We start from the raw sequence: 15,548 nt of genomic DNA, 5'->3' as shown, positions 1-15,548 counted from the left end.
ATTACAGGTAATTGATTGAATAGTTTACTGTTGACGCAACGGTACCCGCTTCTGCAGCAGCAGTTGCATAGTACTGAGCTGAGTAAGACAGGGTGCCAGCTCCTGCAGTCAGAGCGACAGTTGCAGGAGAGGTAGACTGTTCAGTGCTGCCTGCATTGATGGCGTTGTTAGCGCTGTCCAGAAGTTGCAGATCAACACCTGTAGCAGTACCCGTGTTAGTCAGGCGACCATTGGCGTTCACACCAGCGCCCTGCTCAAAGTAAGCGTAGACATCGCCAGTTGTTGCGGAGCAGTCGCTCAGCGCCAGAGTAAAGCGAGTGTTGCCCGCAACGGCACCTGCCGCATTTAATACACCGGCTGCTACTTTCGGCAGGGTAACGGTGGCAGTACTGCTTCCGCCGTTAACGCTTACGGTACAGGTCTGAGATGCAATGGTGCCGGTGAAGTTAATTGTGCCATCTGAAGCTTCTGCTGCACTAACCTGTGCCGCTGCCAGCAGCAGACCCATAGCAACCATGGATACCTTTTTCATATACTTTCCTTTGTATAAAATAGTGAACAACATTTAATTATGAGCGATTGATTTTTATGACAAGCGCTCATTCCTTCCCGGAAGTCTGTCGCCTTCCTGGTAAATCAGAACATCAGCAGGCCGAAAACTACGGCCGCAGCAACACCGACAATACCCATGCCAAAAGCAGTACCGCTAACCGGGTTAGCCTCTGGTATTGATTCCGGACGTACCCACTCAGTTTTTTCTTTGGAGCTTCCGCCAATCTGTTTAAAGAAATCTAAAATGACGGAAGTTAATGAGCCGCCACTAACGCCGTCAATTTCATTTGTTTTCAATTCACGCATGATTTTTCCTTATGCAGTAATTACACCTGTTCCCAGGTCAAGCTGGTTTTCAACAATATTATTGAACCAGCCTGCAGTTGTTTCCCAGCCATTCATCGCGCCATAAAGTGCGCCATCGACCAGCCCCACAACGGCACCCACGATCAGACCAACACCGCCAGAGATAATACCAACGCCCAGGACGCCGCCCGCGCTACCGCCGCTCATGGCCCATTTAAGACCGAAAGCAGTAATACCTGCAGCTGCACCTACAACGACTGAACCGATGAAATCAAAAAAACCTGCGCCTGAAACGGTCTGCATTTCAACAGATGTTAACTCTCTCATTTATATCTCCAGGATTAATCAGTTGTTCAATTATTCAGTAATGAATTTTTTAAAATGCCGCTTCAAGCGAACGGCGCTATTAGATTCTTAGGCCATAAAAAATAAAATAGCAAAATATCCATAATTGATATTTGGTGCGGTTTTTACTGGCTATAGAAGTTATGATTTCATTACATTTTTTTTACATTCATTGTAATTTAGTTTGATGGGGTAAGATTATTCATCTTATCGATAAGTTATTTCTTTTCATATTTTTATGGTTGTCTTTCGTTGAGGTGGAACTATCAATTTCAGACGGTGAGAATGGTACGCATTCTGCGATGTAAAGGCTTTGAAAATAATCTATGGGCTTTTCTTAAATCAGTCTGATTCGGAATAAGTTAGCTTCATATGAAGTGTAAAGTAAAATCCGGGTGCTTAAAGGTATGTCCTGTATTGGCTTAAAATTCTTATTAATTGTCAAAAGTTAGAATATAAATCTATATATATATCATTTGTCGATTTAAATGTCTGTTATGACAATTCTATGGTTTAATTTATGCCATCAGGAGCTGTGTTGTTTTTTTTATTTTTACGGGAGAATTAACAATCATTATATTATGAGTAAACATGTGAAGATTATTACGGGTTTTTAAAATGCTAATGCGTACTTGTTTGTTTTAATACAGTGATTTTATAACATTAATGTTCATATGGTTATGATTGATTCCTTTTTTAAGAAAAAAGTTATAACCCCATCAGTAAGTCTCTACTTGTTAGTTTGAACTACTGATTAAATGGCTTTAAAGCGGTGAAATATCTGGTTGTGATGCCATTCTCTGGCTTAATGATCTTCCTTTTTGCATGTTTGTGGTGTTGAATTTTATCGCAATGGTTTTACTATAGTGAAACCAATAACGACCTCTTCTATGGCTTATAATGGGGGGGGCAGAGATAAGAAATACACCAGGCGAAATAAAGAGACTATAACAAACGGATTTTTACTAATTTTTCTACTAATCACTAACTTCGTGTTAGTTAGATTGAGTTAATTATTATGTATAGAGTGACTGAGAATCATGAGCGGATCATCGATGCGCTAGCCGGGTACACCCAGGTTGCTAATCCAGATGAGATTTCACGTGGTAAACGTCGTTATCATCTCACTAAAGATAATGTACGCCGGGTAATGTTCATTCTTGATGGTGACTTCCTGCTGAAATTAAAGAGTGAAAATAAGGTCTTAAATATCCTGTCTGCTCCCTTTGTTGTCGGTGTCACACCGGCACTCGATGAACCTCCTGTCTATCTGGAAAGAATCGATTATGGGAAGGTCAGTTTCATCGATTACGATGTGTTCTGGCGACTGGTATTTGAGAAGGACCTCTTTAACGATGCCATGTCCATTCTTTCTGGCCAGTACTCAGACCTGATGAACTACATTCAGCTACCCAAGAATAACTCACATGATGAAGTGATTTCTTTAATTGGCCGCTGGGAAAAATTGCCACCGCATCTTAAGAAGCGCTTTTCGGCACTTTACCTGATTGAAAACAGTTCTCATCTTTCAAAAAGCTCCATTTGCAGAGTTTTGAAAGAATTAAAAGAGAAAGGTGAGCTTACCCTGGTTAACGGCAAGTTTACCTGAGTCTATTTTTATTTAACTTTTGGGATGCTTAAGGGAAAATGGATTTTAAAGTCGTTTGTACAAATGAGAACTACTTCTTTCGGCTGGGCATCTCCAAAATTATTGAGGAGGCACTGTTATCAGATACGCCAGTAGAATTCTTACCCGCCTATGACTCAAAAAATTTATGTCAGGCGGACTTTATACTCATTAGTGTTGCACAGTGGCGCCTTTATATGTGTCAGCCTGCCTACCGGGATAGGAAACCCGGTAGCATTTTAATAGTCTTTGTTGACGATATTGAAGACATTATTACTGAGCATTTGCCTCTTTGCTATCGTTCTTTGATTATCATTTCGCACAGGGATTCTGTTCGCGATATTGCTGATAAAATCATCCGGTTCTGGCTGGGAAATCAGGGGAGGGCCAAAGGATTTGTACCCACGGATTGCTCGCATTGCGATTTTGCGCGTATTACAGTAGTCCAGCTGCAGGTGCTAAGTTTTCTCAAGAAAGGGTATAGCGTGGGGCAGACAGCTAAACGCCTGAATCTGTCCGCTAAAACAATTTATGCACATAAATACAATGTCATGAAGAAGTTTTCGCTAAGTGGTGATATGGCCTTTAACGCCTTTATCAATGATCTGACATTGCTTGAGCTTTATAAGGGTGTTATTGAGTCTGGAAGATTTTAACTCCTTATGCATCCCATAGGTGAGTGGTCCTGCGAATTAAAGATTTAATTCTGATGCCCGGATTTTCTATGATGCATAACGGCATTCACAGGTAGCCTTAAGGCCGTTAAGGGTTGATAAGTTTATGTAAGAAAAGAACCACGAAAATAATCAATTCCTGGCATCCCCTTTAAAAGGGTAACGGCAATCATGTCAGGGATAGTTACTTATATTTACAGTAACTATGCGGTTGCTGCACCCGTACTTCAACTCTCGATGCGTTTCAGTCAGGCGTGGGTAGCCGTTATCCTTCTCAGCCTGCGCCGAGACTCAAAGAAACGCACATAAGTATGCAGAAATCTCCCTGACAAACTCGTGAATACTCATCCGGATTGCTAAACAGTATTTGAAATCAACACTGTTGAAAGATAATGACTTTCAGCCATTATCCGTGCAGGGGTATAACCTTTGTACCATTTACTCCTGCAAACGTTAGGTTAACTGAGACTCCTGATACGTTAAAACAAGTAAAAAAGCCAGCGCCACCGCTGGCTTTTTTATATTTTCAGATAATTATTTCAGGATATAAACATGATCTACGTTGATTTCGCTGTAGCCATCATCCCTATCAACTTCACCGCTGACCCGTACCTTTTTACCAATCAGATAGCGATCATCATCATCGTCTATATCGACACGGATGCTGCCAGTCGGGTCTTTTAACCAGTAGTGATCATCATCGGCCCTGCCAGTGATCGTTCCCGTGAGCGTAACCTGACGATCTTCGCGCAGGGTTTTCGCCTCTGCAACCGTGACCTCCTGCCGGGCATATACCGAGCCTGAGCTGATGAGGGCCAGTATCATCCATAATATTTTCTTCATTTACACGTTTCCTTTAACACCCATCCTTTGTCGGTTTATTTATTAAAAACTAAAACGATAGCCGGCGTTGACCTGGCGCTGGTTGAAGCGATTTCCATTCACCATATCTCCTTCGATAAAAAGGGTATGGTTACTGATTTGCGCACTGACACCGATACCGTTATTCCAGCCATTACCTTTAAACGAGAGACGCTCATCTGAACCATTCAGAGCATAAGCAGCATCCCCGTCAAACTCGCGCAAAACACCTGTTTTGACATAAGTATTGAGTTTGTAGTTGTTCTGATTGACTTCATAACCTGCCAGTACGCTGGCTCTTCCCATCATCGATTTGTAACTTGAGAGATTAATGTTGAGGCCATTCGACGCCTGCAAAGAGGTTCCATCCTGATGACCGGCAGTCAGCTGAAGCTGTGGTTCCAGGTAGAAGCCAGTAAGTTCGTCAGAGAAGCTGAACTTCTTCCCGGCTTCGAGTGATCCACTCAGGCCTGATGAGACACCCTGTCCGGATACGCGATTATTCTGGGTATCGCTGACATCGAATTGATTTCTCAGGCGGTTGAATTTCAGTACGACATCCAGGTAGAAGTCCGCGTCATTCAGCCATGTGCCGTAGATACCAAAATGTTCAGATTTGGTAGTCCCATCGCCAGTACGATAATGAGGTGAGCCCTCAGTTGCTCCCATGAACAAGCCCAGATAGATCGGCAGATCATCGGACAGGCGTTTATCTACCCCAAACTGATAGCCTGTATAATTCATGCTGAAGTTGCTCAGCTTGCCATTGGCAAAACCACTGAAACGCCCATCCATTCCGCGCAGCCAGACATTGCCGCCCGTCTTTCCCTGGCGCACATCACCCATGCGCTGCATCAGAGTCTGCATTTCGGCATAATTCATCAGATAACCGATGTTAAGGAAGTTGGCACCTGCATTCGCTGTGCTGGTGATGGTTGAATTATTTTGTCCTGATGGCGTCGTGGGTGTCGTGGCATCCGAAGCGGAGGCGGGCTGAACAGGGCGATCTTCTGCTGGTATTACAGCCTGTTCGTCCGCTGCGGGCGTTTCAGGTGTTTTTGGAGATGAGAGAACCCAGTTAGTACCCTGTTTGTTAACCGAATAGACATAGCCGCCCAGTTCAACGTCGGTGTTGCCCCTGAAAGTCGCGATACCATCGGTAGTCTCAACAACGGTTAGTACTTCATTACCTGTGGTAATGGCACTGCCGCGGTTCAGAATATTCAGACCGTACTCACCTGCGCTGCTTTTGGTCACCACGATTTTGTCGCCAGTATTATTTACCCCTTCACCATCGCCGACCAGATTGGTACGAAGGGTAAAGTTGCCGCTACCGCTCAGGTTAGCAATGGTCAGAGTGGAGTAGGTCGCATCGTCTGTTGCTGCAGAAAGGTCTGTCAGTGAGTTATTTAATGTCAGGTTATCAAGATTTGATGTTTGACTAACGTTCCATGTGCTGTTGGTGAGGCTGACGTTTAAATGACCGCCATTCACATTATCGCTGGCAGCACTACCGGACCACAGTGAACCCGGCTCTAAATTAATGTCAATCAGACCTCCCAGCGATACCACGCTGCCGGTGATATCCGCTTTACCCTGAGAAGTAATAATGCCCGGTTCAAACCCTTCGGCGTAAAGTGTTGCTATTGCTACTCCGTCCGGAGAGGCCATATCGATAGAGAGATCGCCTGTCAGATTGGTCTGGCCACCATTCCAGGCGACAACACCTATTCCTGTATCAGGCCCGGTGATGCTGATGTCTTCGCCATTAATCACGCCTCCCCCCAGAGACCATAGGCCTCTGCTGACCATATCTGATTGTTTAAGAACCATATCTGTGTTTGCCAGATTGATCACTGCACCTGTCGATTGGGCGGATGCGCCATAACCACCAGACTGAATGGTGTTGCGTTCCTCTTCACTACCTGAAAAGTTGAGGGTGGCATTATTATCCATCGCAACAAGGCCGCCAGTCTGTGCTGAAGAGATCACGCTGCCTGCGCCGACATTTATCAGGCTATTTTCTCTGGCTGAAATGCCAGGAGAAGTCGTGCCAGATGTGCTGATTGTCAGATGATCGGCAGTCAGTTCACCCAGGCTCCAGATGCCTGCAGAAGTCTTACCTGTGGTGATAATGGTTGAGTGGCTGCCCAAATCAACCGAGCCATTATCCTGAATATTGATGCCCTGCGAGGCATCGCCCAGAGTATTAATGGTCAGCGCTTCCGCTTTAAGCGTTGCGGCACCATTAATCGCATCACCGGTCAGTGTGTCCACCTGTACACCATGACTGTTGGTCCCGTTGGTCTGTATACTACTGTCACTGCCTAGATCAACGTTTGAGCCGTAACCGCTGACGCGCAGTGCAATACCGTTGGTGCCCTGGGTACTGATACTTGATGCTTCTGCCTGCAACGAGGATTGATTGCTTACAACCACCCCCTCTGCGTAAGCAATACCTGATCCAATCGATGTGACGGAGCTACCTGATCCCAGATTGGCAGTAACCTGCTTTCCACTGAGCTCCATCGCCACTGCGGATATTCCTGAAACATTGAGAATTAATTTATCAGCAGTAAAGTGACTGTTCGCAGCCTGGATGAAAATTCCCTTAGCGTAATGCTCAGGGTCTTTCACCGTAACTGTGCTGCCCGAACCGGCTGTCACTTCAGCAGCGGTTGCACCTGTTACAAGAATGCCATAATAACCACCGCCAGATGACTGATCGGCGATTAATGTGGTGCCATCTGCCAGCGTAATATCTCCGCCTCTCTGGCTTCCGACAACTGCAGCTGAACTGACCAGAGGCAACATACCCATTCCACCGGCCAGTATCATCGCTTTTACGCGTTTATTTAAGTCAGTATTATTATTCATATCTGTGACTCTTCCTTAAGGTTTTATTAAAGGGCCTGGGGGGCTGTGAAAATGTTAAACAGGCATGCCATTTCGCACTTCATACGCTCTTTTGGCCCGATACGAATTAAACGCCTTGTTAATTAAATCCATTAATTACAGCATATTTACTAAGGGCGGCAGGATTATGCAGGTCAGGCGTTAATTATGTAAAGAGAGTGAAAGCATGCATCTTTTGACAAGAGGTTAAAAGAACCGAAGTGTCATAAAGGAATTTTCATTTAAAATTAAGCTTATGTGTTAGCTGTCACTCGGGAAGTCTTGTTATTTATTATTACAGTCATTCTCATTTGAGGTTTGTTTATTGGTTCTCGCAGGTCAATAATGAGAGTGCTGGTAGCAATAGGTGTTGTTAAGAGAGGGTTTAGCGCGTAGGTGCTATCATTATTACATGCTCAGATACACACCAGATTTTTCCATAAACGGGCAAGAAAGGAATCTGAAGCGATGGCCTATGAAAAACGTATGACGGCGAGCGTATTAATTAATGCGCTAATGCGCTAATGCGCTTTGTGCCATAGCCTTGTGAGCATAAGAAATGAAGTCTCACCTACCTGAAATTGATCCTGAGAGAGGGTTATATGAAAATCATGAACAGAATAACAGTCTGCTCCCTGATGCTGGCCACGCTACAAATTAGTGCCTGCATGCCCCATCATGCCGAGCCACAGCGCCTGACAATGCGGAATCCTGCAAGTCAATGGTGCCTGCAGCGTGGCGGCCAGCAGGTAAAGGATGAATCATTGAGCACCAGCACACTCTACTGTCTGTTACCTTCAGGAGAAAGGATTGAGCAGTGGGCATTGTATCATCGCGATCACCCGCAATAATCACTTTTCAATTTCTCTGCCAGCAAAGTTTTCAAAATCATTTTATATGAAAAGATAATTACCATGAGGTTCTGTCTGAGCAAAATGTAGGCAACTTCTTTGCAGAACGCCGGATCATTCATCTTAGACCTTTTTCAGGACTACCAGGATTCATGGTGCCGTTCTTACTCCATGAATGGGGTTACCGCGTGTTTCATTTGAACCAGACGGGGAATTAGTTACTCCCATGAATGATATAGAGTATTATTTTCACTAAGAAGAACAAGCTTTTTAGATAAAAAATTTAAGGTTGATAAAAGGCCAGTTCTTAAGTAATAAATAATTTTTTATCAGGAATTGTTATTTGTTATACCTATCCTGAGCTCATTTGGTAAGTGTTCTGGTGCTTTTTTAAGAGTTTTATTAAATAAGAAATTTTCAATCCATTTTGGCAATGGGTTTTTATAGTCTTTCAATTCAAAGAGTTATCATGAGTTTTACATTAACCTAACTCAATTGTTTGATTTGAGTCAATATTTATATAGAACTTGGATTCTGTTGGCGATTGTCATAATGATACTATTTCATTAGTTAAGGTATTTTTCTTAAATAATAATAGCCTCATGAGGATAATCTATTGAAACATTTTGGAAGCGCAGCGTTATATTGCACCTTCTTTATCTGCACTGAATCCTATGCCGGCATCATGCTTAACGATATTGATGTTCAGGATTATCGTGATTTTGCTGAAAATCTGGGGGGGTATAATGTGGGGCGGGTGAACGCCCCCGTTTACAGAAAAGATGGCTCACTCTCTGGCTATCTTGATTTTACGATGCCTGATTTTGGCGGTGTATCCTCTCTGGGCTACGCTACACTTATATCACCTTCATATGTTGTCAGTGTAAAACATAATACTGGCTATAAAACGGTAGCATTTGGTAATGGAGCTCAATACGCCACGACTTATAATCTCATCAATCGTAATGAACTGAGCTCACAGGATTTTCATGCACCACGACTCAATAAGGTAGTTACGGAGGCTGCACCATACAGCTATGTAAATAAATCGGAATTTATTGCGAACTATAAATCACGCTACTCCTGGTATACCCGGGTTGGTACCGGAACGCAGGAACAAATCAATGACGCCCAGACAGAGCGTATCCAGCTGGCTGGAGCTTATAAATGGAAGTCAGGCGGTACTATCAGTGCGGATAATGTGCGCGAAAAATCTTATAATTCCTATCTGCGTTATTTTAACCTGGGGCCTGACGATGCTGGAACTACACCGCTATCGATTGGCGCAAACGCCGGAGATAGTGGTAGTCCGGTATTTGCCTGGGATGAAATTGAACAGCTTTGGAAGCTGGTTGCCGTCCATGTAGGTTATGATTACGATGGTGGTCTTTATAAAAAACGTGCAATCGCAGGCTATATTCCGGCTGACTTTATCGCTTCAGTGCAGGCTGCTAACACCTCACCTGATGTTGTCGATGTCGCCGGCAATGGAACAATTTTTTGGGACAAGTCCGCTATAACGCAATATGGCACATCCTGGTCCTGGACGGGCCTGAATTCGACCTATGCGTCAGCCGCACCCTCTTCAGCCACCACAGCAGAACTTGATGCGACCAAAGACCTTCGCTTCAATGGCGCTGGCGGTCTGATTACCCTGAATACACCGATTAATATGGGAGCAGGTAAACTCCAGTTCTCCAACAATTATACTGTTGCTTCAGCTGAAGGAGCGAATGCAACCTGGGCTGGCGGCGGCGTTGAGGTTGACGCGGATAAAGAGGTCCTGTGGCAGGTTAATGGCCTGTCAGGCGATGCCTTGCATAAAATCGGAGCCGGGACACTGCATATCAATGCCGTGGGCAAAAATTCGGGTTCGCTTAACGTGGGCGAGGGTACCGTTATTCTTGACCAGCAAGCTGATGTCTCAGGCAATAAACAAGCTTTTTCTTCCATCACTCTGGTTAGTGGCCGACCCACTGTAGTACTGAATGATCAAAATCAGGTTGCGACTGACCAGATCTTCTTTGGCTATCGCGGCGGTCGCTTAGATGTAAATGGTAACACGATTAATTTTACTAAAATTAATCATACTGACAGTGGGGCGCGACTGGTTAACCATAGCCAGGATGCATCCACGGTAAATCTTAATGGTTACCACTTTGAAGATATTAGCATTAACACTCTCGATACTAATAATCGTAATGGAACTCCGGGGTCAATTTACGCATATAAAAAAGCGAATAAACCTACTGAATATTTTCAACTCCAGAAAAGCAAATACGTCTATTATCCCCAGTCTAAAAAGACGACATCGGAATGGACCTACCTGGGGACAGATCTGGATGAAGCGATTAATCACCGTCTTACACAGTTAAACGTTCAGCTGTTTCGTGGTTTCTTTGGTGAAACGCTGGAAAATGAGCTTAATGGAGTGATGAATGTTAATGTTCTTCCTGAACAAGCTTCAGCACTTACGGCACTAACCGGTGGTATGAATCTGAACGGTAACTTGAGTGTGGAAAAGGGTACCACTGTTCTCTCAGGCCAGCCTGTCGCACACGCGGGGGGCGTAGTGTTTGATGACGACTGGAACACTTCGCTTTTCAAAGCCAATCAAATCAATGTTGGCACCGGTGCGCATTTTCAGGTGGGAGAATATGCTGGCGTGAAAGCCAACATTGTTGCTGCTGATTCGTCAACACTCTCTTTTGGCTACAACGATAGCGACCTGGCAGGCGAGAAAAGCTGGCGTTGCTATTCTGCCATCTATTCTGATGATGTTTCCTGCAGTCAGCCATTGCGAAGCGCGGATGCACTGGCACTGCTGCCCGCCAGCGAAGTGGAAGGCGATGTTCAGCTGGCTAACAATGCCTCACTTTATCTTGGTAAGGTTAACTATCAGGGGGCCGTGACATCAACAGGCAGCAGCCTTATGACGCTGGATGCCAATGCGAACTGGACGATGACCGGCAACAGTAATGTCAGTTCACTTCTGGCGAAACGTGATTCGACACTTTCAATGGTGCCTTCAGGCAACTGGAGCGCCAAAACACTGAATGTCGATACGCTGGATGCGACCGGGTTAAATCTGATGTTAGGCGTTAAACCCGCAACACTGGAAAGCGACAAACTGATTGTAAAAAATTCGGTGAGTGGTGGCGACAACCTGCTGGACGTAAGTCTGCTAATCGGAAGTGAGGAGAAAGTTGCGCTGACGCAGGATCTGGTGATGGTTGATGCACCTGCTGGCACGTCGCACAGCTATTTCTCTTTTGCAGACAGCTACAGCGGATTCAGCGTTTACACCCCCAATTACCAGGTGAAAGACGATAACGACCGTGTTTTGTGGGTGCTGGAAAGTAACAAGTCGGCTGAGCCAGAAGTCACGCCTGAGCCGGAACCGACGCCAGTACCGGAAGTCACGCCTGAGCCAGAACCGACGCCAGCGCCGGAAGTGACCCCTGAGCCGGAAGTCACGCCAGCGCCGGAAGTCACGCCAGCGCCGGAAGTCACGCCTGAGCCGGAACCGACGCCAGCGCCGGAAGTGACCCCTGAGCCAGAACCGACGCCAGCGCCGGAAGTCACGCCTGAGCCGGAACCGACACCAGTGCCGCAAGTTACCCCTGAGCCAGAAGTAACGCCAGCGCCAGCGCCTGCTACAGACGCTTCGTCAGCGGATAATGCTACTGCTGAGCAAGCTGCTGAAGAAAAAGCGAAAGAGGAAGCAGCGAAAGCAGAAGAGGAAGCCAAAAAGCCGGCGTTCAATCCGGATGACTGGTTCTCTGTTTACGACAACCTGCCATTGATCCAGCGCACGCGTGCCTTAATCGCCTCGCGGCAGTACATTTTCAGTGAAGCGGTCAGTCAGTTGCATAACCGCACTGACAGTCTGCGCGCCGCGCCAGAAAGCAGCGGATCATGGGCAACAATAGAGCAGAAAAAAGGGCATTTTCTTGGACTCGACGTCAACCAGCAAACACTGAATGTGGGCTGGGATACCCGCAGCGATAAGCAAACAGCCGGTATCAGCGCCAGTTATACGCAGGGTGAGGTAAAAGGGGAGGGTCATGAAAAGCATCGACTGGCTACTGTCGGTGCATTTTATTCCTGGCAGGCTGATGCCGGATGGTTCTTTGATGCGGCCAGTCGTTATATGTATCTGAATCAGGAGATAACGCTGGATCCTGCTTTAAATATTAATGGCATGAAAAAGGACAGCCATATGCTGGCAGGCAGCCTGCGCACTGGCTATGAGTTTGCGCTGGCTAACGATACTCTGTTTATCTCACCGTTTGTTGGTGTGACCGCTGGTGTCATGTCCGGCTATACCCTGAAAGGGGAAGATGCGTCAGTTTCGTTAAGTTCATCCACACCTTACTTCACCAGCAGCGGGTTCATGGTGCAGAAACGCGGTCTGGGCGCATTAATGCCGAATATTAACGTCAATGCCAGTCTGGCCTATCAGTATTCACCTGGTAATAATGGCTCCACAACCACACTTTCCGATCGTCAGTCAAACCGGCAATACAGCGCCTGGTCAGATAACCGTTATCGTGGCAGTGTAGGGCTGGAAGGTATTGTCGCGCCTGGCCTTTCACTAAATGCGAAAGTAGAGAGCAGTTTGGGTGGTGAATTTAAAACGGATTACAGTGGTATGATCGGCCTGTCATATCACTTCTGATATCCGTGTCTGAATAATATCAGAGCATCACTGCATGAAGGGGTGATGCTCTGACTTATCGATACATTATCCCTGCTGGGAAATGTCAGTCTGCGGACGTCACTGTAAGACGAAAAAGGATAATCAGCAGTGCAGTAATTTTTCAGCGGATAATATATTAATGTTAATTTTTTCTGCTGATTTCAGCGTCAGCAAACTAATCGCCAGACTTCCGCAGGCACTTCGTTGTAAGTCTCATTCATTATTAGTTCGGCTTTGCGATGGTCGTATGCGCCCTCAAAAGAAGAGAGATCGTCAGAAGGAAGTTTTTTCCGCATATAGCTTGTCACGATATCCAGGATATCGGTTGACGGGCAGTTTCTTAACTTATTCAGATAGTAGATTTTGTTCATAATTTTTTTGCTGAAGTTAACCTGTAAAAATGAGCTTATGCGCGGTCTTAACTTTAACTAAGCTGACTCGCTGTGCTATCGATGCTGCCAGTAAAATAAATAATAACCTGACAACTGATATACGTGTGTCCTTACGCACTGGATGCGTTCAGATGCGCAGTGTCGCCTCTGACGCTTCACTGACCTGGCTAAGCGGAAGGTTAAACAATCAGTCTTGACCTTATTGAGTTTATAATTTATTGTTTTTTTAATGTTTTTACTGCAGTCCTGCCGTAATCCCATATCAGATTAAACAGATAAGCATAAACCAGAAAAAACAGCACCAATCCACATTCCAGTTTCAGCGCTGCGAGTAGCGTAATATCCAGCCACCATGCTGCAAAAGGTATCAATACGAATAACAGACCTGCCTCAAATAAAACGGCATGGAGACATCTTATTCGCCAGTCTTTTTTAAATCCGATTTGCAGCTGAACGCTGTCAAAAACCAGGTTGAACAGATAGTTCCATCCCATTGCCAGCGTTGATGAAACTATAGTCAACAGTGCCGACTGCGAAGGTGCTGCCGAGGCAAAATTAATCAGAATGATGAATACCAGGATATTAGCAACGACTTCGAAAATAACGGCGTGCAGCACTCTTTCTGTGGTGGTGCGCACCGGAGATAAACACTGTTCCAAACCACGCTCTCATTAATCCGCCAGGCACCGTTACCGGTGGAGATAAAATTCAGGATAACCTACTGCTCAGTCCGCTTATATTCAAAGCGCTGGACGTTTCCCTGCCTCAAACCGATGAGAATTTAGCATCGCACTGTCATAAAGTGAAAGCGTAACGGGAAACTACCCATAAAAATCCAGGCAGGCTTGATATTTATCAAACCTTATACAAAACGTGCTTTATCAGTGATGCGCCTTAGCATACCAGCTCCTGAATTACTCATTCTGTTCAACGAACCGGGTCCAGAATGGTTAATCTGGAAAGTTTTTCACTGCATGCGGTGATGGTCTGTCGGATTCGAGGCGATGATAACAACTCAGAAATGGAGTGGAATATTAAAATAACAAATTGAGTGTATATAGATTTATATTTTAATATTTATGGGATGGGCAGTTTTAAAAACTGTATGTCGGCGTTTTTTGACGTTCTGAGGCGATTGCAATACAGAAGTGCAGAGTAAAAGTGAGGCTGCATGAGTTTAAAAGTGGTTTGTCCGCTGTGCCATTATCAATAGCCTAAACAGATTCAACGGCTGGCATCTATAACGAAAATGCGGCCCCCGGTGGAGAGTATGAGGTGTTGGTTTGCTTCATAACGCGTTCTCGGCTGTATAAATCATGAAGTCTACTTTTCCACTGGCATACTCATCGGGTTTCACTTTCTGCTCCAGATAATTCAGCATCAGCTGTACCGCCAACTGAGCATGCTGCCGGGTATTCTGATCCAGCGTCAGCGCAACGCTCTGTTGCGCCATCAGCTTGCGTGTCGTGGCGTAAAGTTCATGGGTGACCCAGACGCACTGATTCAGCTGGCGATGCCGTGCCAGCGCCTGTCCGATTTCGGTATTCCCCAGCCCGGTGTTGTAAATTCCCAACAGATTTCCGCTCCGAACCAGCTGTTCCTCCAGCAACTTACTGATTATGTTGCGATTTTCCTGAGCGGCCAGAACTTCACGCAGCTGAAGATGGGGATAGCGTTCAGTCATCAGCGTGCAAAATCCTTCAATGCGCTGACGATGCGCGCTGTAATCCCTGTGACCACTGATCATCACTACCTCACCTGGCTGATGCAGCATTTTACCCATAAGCTGAGCGGCGGTGCGTCCTGCCTGCAGCTGGTTGATCCCGACATGACAGAGCCGGGCAGCACCAGGCAAATCGGTGACCAGCGAGATCACAGGTACACCACGCACCTGGCAATGTTCCAGCGCCTCATAAATCGCCGGATGCTCATGTGCAAAAACGATCAGTCCATCCCGTGTCTCTGCTCCCTGTCTGATAAGCCTGGCCAGTCGCCCGGGCTGTGCTTCCGGAACAAAGGTGCGATGCAGCGTTAACCGGCGATAGCCCAGATGCGAGGCGACCTCTGTAAAATCCTGCGCCAGTTGCTTAAAGAAAAACGAATCGTTGCTGCTCAGCAGCAGTTCTATCTGCCACGGATGACGATGCTCTTCAGGCAGGATACGCTTCAGACCTATTTCCCGTGCTGCCTGTAGTACTCTGTGAACCGTCTCCGGCGCGACGCCGCCACGTTCATTAAGCACCCGATCCACGGTTGCCAGTCCCACACCTGCCCGTCGGGCGACCTCTTTCAGCGACATGCCGCTCTCCTCTGAGGTAAACACCTCAAAACATCATGCCGTAA

At 45.9% G+C, this 15,548-nt stretch carries 12 protein-coding genes; 4 read left to right on the top strand and 8 right to left on the bottom strand.

Going from position 1 to position 15,548, the window contains the following annotated elements:
• Position 1: 1 nt before the first annotated feature.
• The 3 genes from BY447_RS23005 to BY447_RS22995 form a co-directional block, all read right to left on the bottom strand.
• Positions 2–532, bottom strand: a complete 531-nt coding sequence (locus BY447_RS23005) for a fimbrial protein (RefSeq protein ID WP_110332387.1) — start codon at positions 530–532, stop codon at positions 2–4.
• 104 nt (positions 533–636) lie between these two features.
• A complete protein-coding gene (locus tag BY447_RS23000; protein WP_013356580.1) occupies positions 637–858 on the bottom strand; it encodes a hypothetical protein in 222 nt (73 codons plus the stop codon).
• A 9-nt stretch (positions 859–867) separates the two neighbouring features.
• Positions 868–1,185 carry a hypothetical protein gene (locus BY447_RS22995; protein ID WP_061060988.1) on the bottom strand — a complete coding sequence of 106 codons (318 nt, stop codon included), beginning with the start codon at positions 1,183–1,185 and terminating at the stop codon, positions 868–870.
• A gap of 1,036 nt (positions 1,186–2,221) precedes the next feature.
• On the opposite strand from BY447_RS22995, the gene BY447_RS22990 reads away from it, so the two are divergent.
• Together BY447_RS22990 and BY447_RS22985 are read left to right on the top strand one after the other, a co-directional pair.
• Positions 2,222–2,812: a helix-turn-helix domain-containing protein gene (locus BY447_RS22990; RefSeq protein WP_013356578.1), complete on the top strand. Its 591-nt coding sequence runs from the start codon at positions 2,222–2,224 to the stop codon at positions 2,810–2,812.
• Positions 2,813–2,850: 38 nt separating this feature from the next.
• Complete coding sequence (locus BY447_RS22985; protein ID WP_095708273.1) at positions 2,851–3,486, top strand: helix-turn-helix transcriptional regulator; 636 nt, start codon at positions 2,851–2,853, stop codon at positions 3,484–3,486.
• 552 nt (positions 3,487–4,038) lie between these two features.
• On the opposite strand, the gene BY447_RS22980 is transcribed toward BY447_RS22985, so the two are convergent.
• Complete coding sequence (locus BY447_RS22980) at positions 4,039–4,347, bottom strand: NirD/YgiW/YdeI family stress tolerance protein (RefSeq protein ID WP_110332386.1); 309 nt, start codon at positions 4,345–4,347, stop codon at positions 4,039–4,041.
• Between the two features lie 42 nt (positions 4,348–4,389).
• Complete coding sequence (locus BY447_RS22975; RefSeq protein WP_110332385.1) at positions 4,390–7,242, bottom strand: autotransporter outer membrane beta-barrel domain-containing protein; 2,853 nt, start codon at positions 7,240–7,242, stop codon at positions 4,390–4,392.
• Positions 7,243–7,862: 620 nt separating this feature from the next.
• On the opposite strand from BY447_RS22975, the gene BY447_RS22970 reads away from it, so the two are divergent.
• Both BY447_RS22970 and BY447_RS23610 read left to right on the top strand, forming a co-directional pair.
• A complete protein-coding gene (locus BY447_RS22970) occupies positions 7,863–8,111 on the top strand; it encodes a DUF333 domain-containing protein (RefSeq protein WP_110332384.1) in 249 nt (82 codons plus the stop codon).
• A gap of 616 nt (positions 8,112–8,727) precedes the next feature.
• Entirely contained in the window at positions 8,728–12,792 is a 4,065-nt protein-coding gene (locus BY447_RS23610) for a S6 family peptidase (protein ID WP_323859542.1), read from the top strand.
• Positions 12,793–12,980: 188 nt separating this feature from the next.
• Here BY447_RS23610 and BY447_RS22955 read toward each other — a convergent pair whose 3' ends face one another.
• From BY447_RS22955 to BY447_RS22945, 3 genes are all read right to left on the bottom strand, one after another.
• Positions 12,981–13,184: an Hha/YmoA family nucleoid-associated regulatory protein gene (locus BY447_RS22955; protein WP_033785255.1), complete on the bottom strand. Its 204-nt coding sequence runs from the start codon at positions 13,182–13,184 to the stop codon at positions 12,981–12,983.
• A 236-nt stretch (positions 13,185–13,420) separates the two neighbouring features.
• The gene (locus BY447_RS22950) at positions 13,421–13,864 is read right to left on the bottom strand and encodes a PACE efflux transporter (RefSeq protein WP_110332383.1); all 444 of its coding nucleotides are present in this window, start codon (positions 13,862–13,864) and stop codon (positions 13,421–13,423) included.
• A 629-nt stretch (positions 13,865–14,493) separates the two neighbouring features.
• Positions 14,494–15,504, bottom strand: a complete 1,011-nt coding sequence (locus BY447_RS22945; protein ID WP_110332382.1) for a LacI family DNA-binding transcriptional regulator — start codon at positions 15,502–15,504, stop codon at positions 14,494–14,496.
• Positions 15,505–15,548: the final 44 nt, after the last annotated feature.

Origin of the sequence: Pantoea sp. JKS000250 (assembly GCF_003201065.1) — a bacterium.
Lineage (GTDB): Bacteria > Pseudomonadota > Gammaproteobacteria > Enterobacterales > Enterobacteriaceae > Pantoea > Pantoea vagans.
The sequence above is the reverse complement of the archived record's forward strand: the minus strand, read 5'-3'. Positions and strand labels throughout refer to the sequence as shown.

Bases quoted from the DNA above. Each gene is read 5' to 3' on its own strand.
- BY447_RS22970 (WP_110332384.1), top strand. From the start codon at position 7,863: ATGAAAATCATGAACAGAATAACAGTCTGCTCCCTGATGCTGGCCACG.
- BY447_RS22985 (WP_095708273.1), top strand. From the start codon at position 2,851: ATGGATTTTAAAGTCGTTTGTACAAATGAGAACTACTTCTTTCGGCTG.
- BY447_RS22975 (WP_110332385.1), bottom strand. From the start codon at position 7,242: ATGAATAATAATACTGACTTAAATAAACGCGTAAAAGCGATGATACTG.
- BY447_RS22990 (WP_013356578.1), top strand. From the start codon at position 2,222: ATGTATAGAGTGACTGAGAATCATGAGCGGATCATCGATGCGCTAGCC.
- BY447_RS22980 (WP_110332386.1), bottom strand. From the start codon at position 4,347: ATGAAGAAAATATTATGGATGATACTGGCCCTCATCAGCTCAGGCTCG.
- BY447_RS22945 (WP_110332382.1), bottom strand. From the start codon at position 15,504: ATGTCGCTGAAAGAGGTCGCCCGACGGGCAGGTGTGGGACTGGCAACC.
- BY447_RS23005 (WP_110332387.1), bottom strand. From the start codon at position 532: ATGAAAAAGGTATCCATGGTTGCTATGGGTCTGCTGCTGGCAGCGGCA.
- BY447_RS23000 (WP_013356580.1), bottom strand. From the start codon at position 858: ATGCGTGAATTGAAAACAAATGAAATTGACGGCGTTAGTGGCGGCTCA.
- BY447_RS22955 (WP_033785255.1), bottom strand. From the start codon at position 13,184: ATGAACAAAATCTACTATCTGAATAAGTTAAGAAACTGCCCGTCAACC.
- BY447_RS22995 (WP_061060988.1), bottom strand. From the start codon at position 1,185: ATGAGAGAGTTAACATCTGTTGAAATGCAGACCGTTTCAGGCGCAGGT.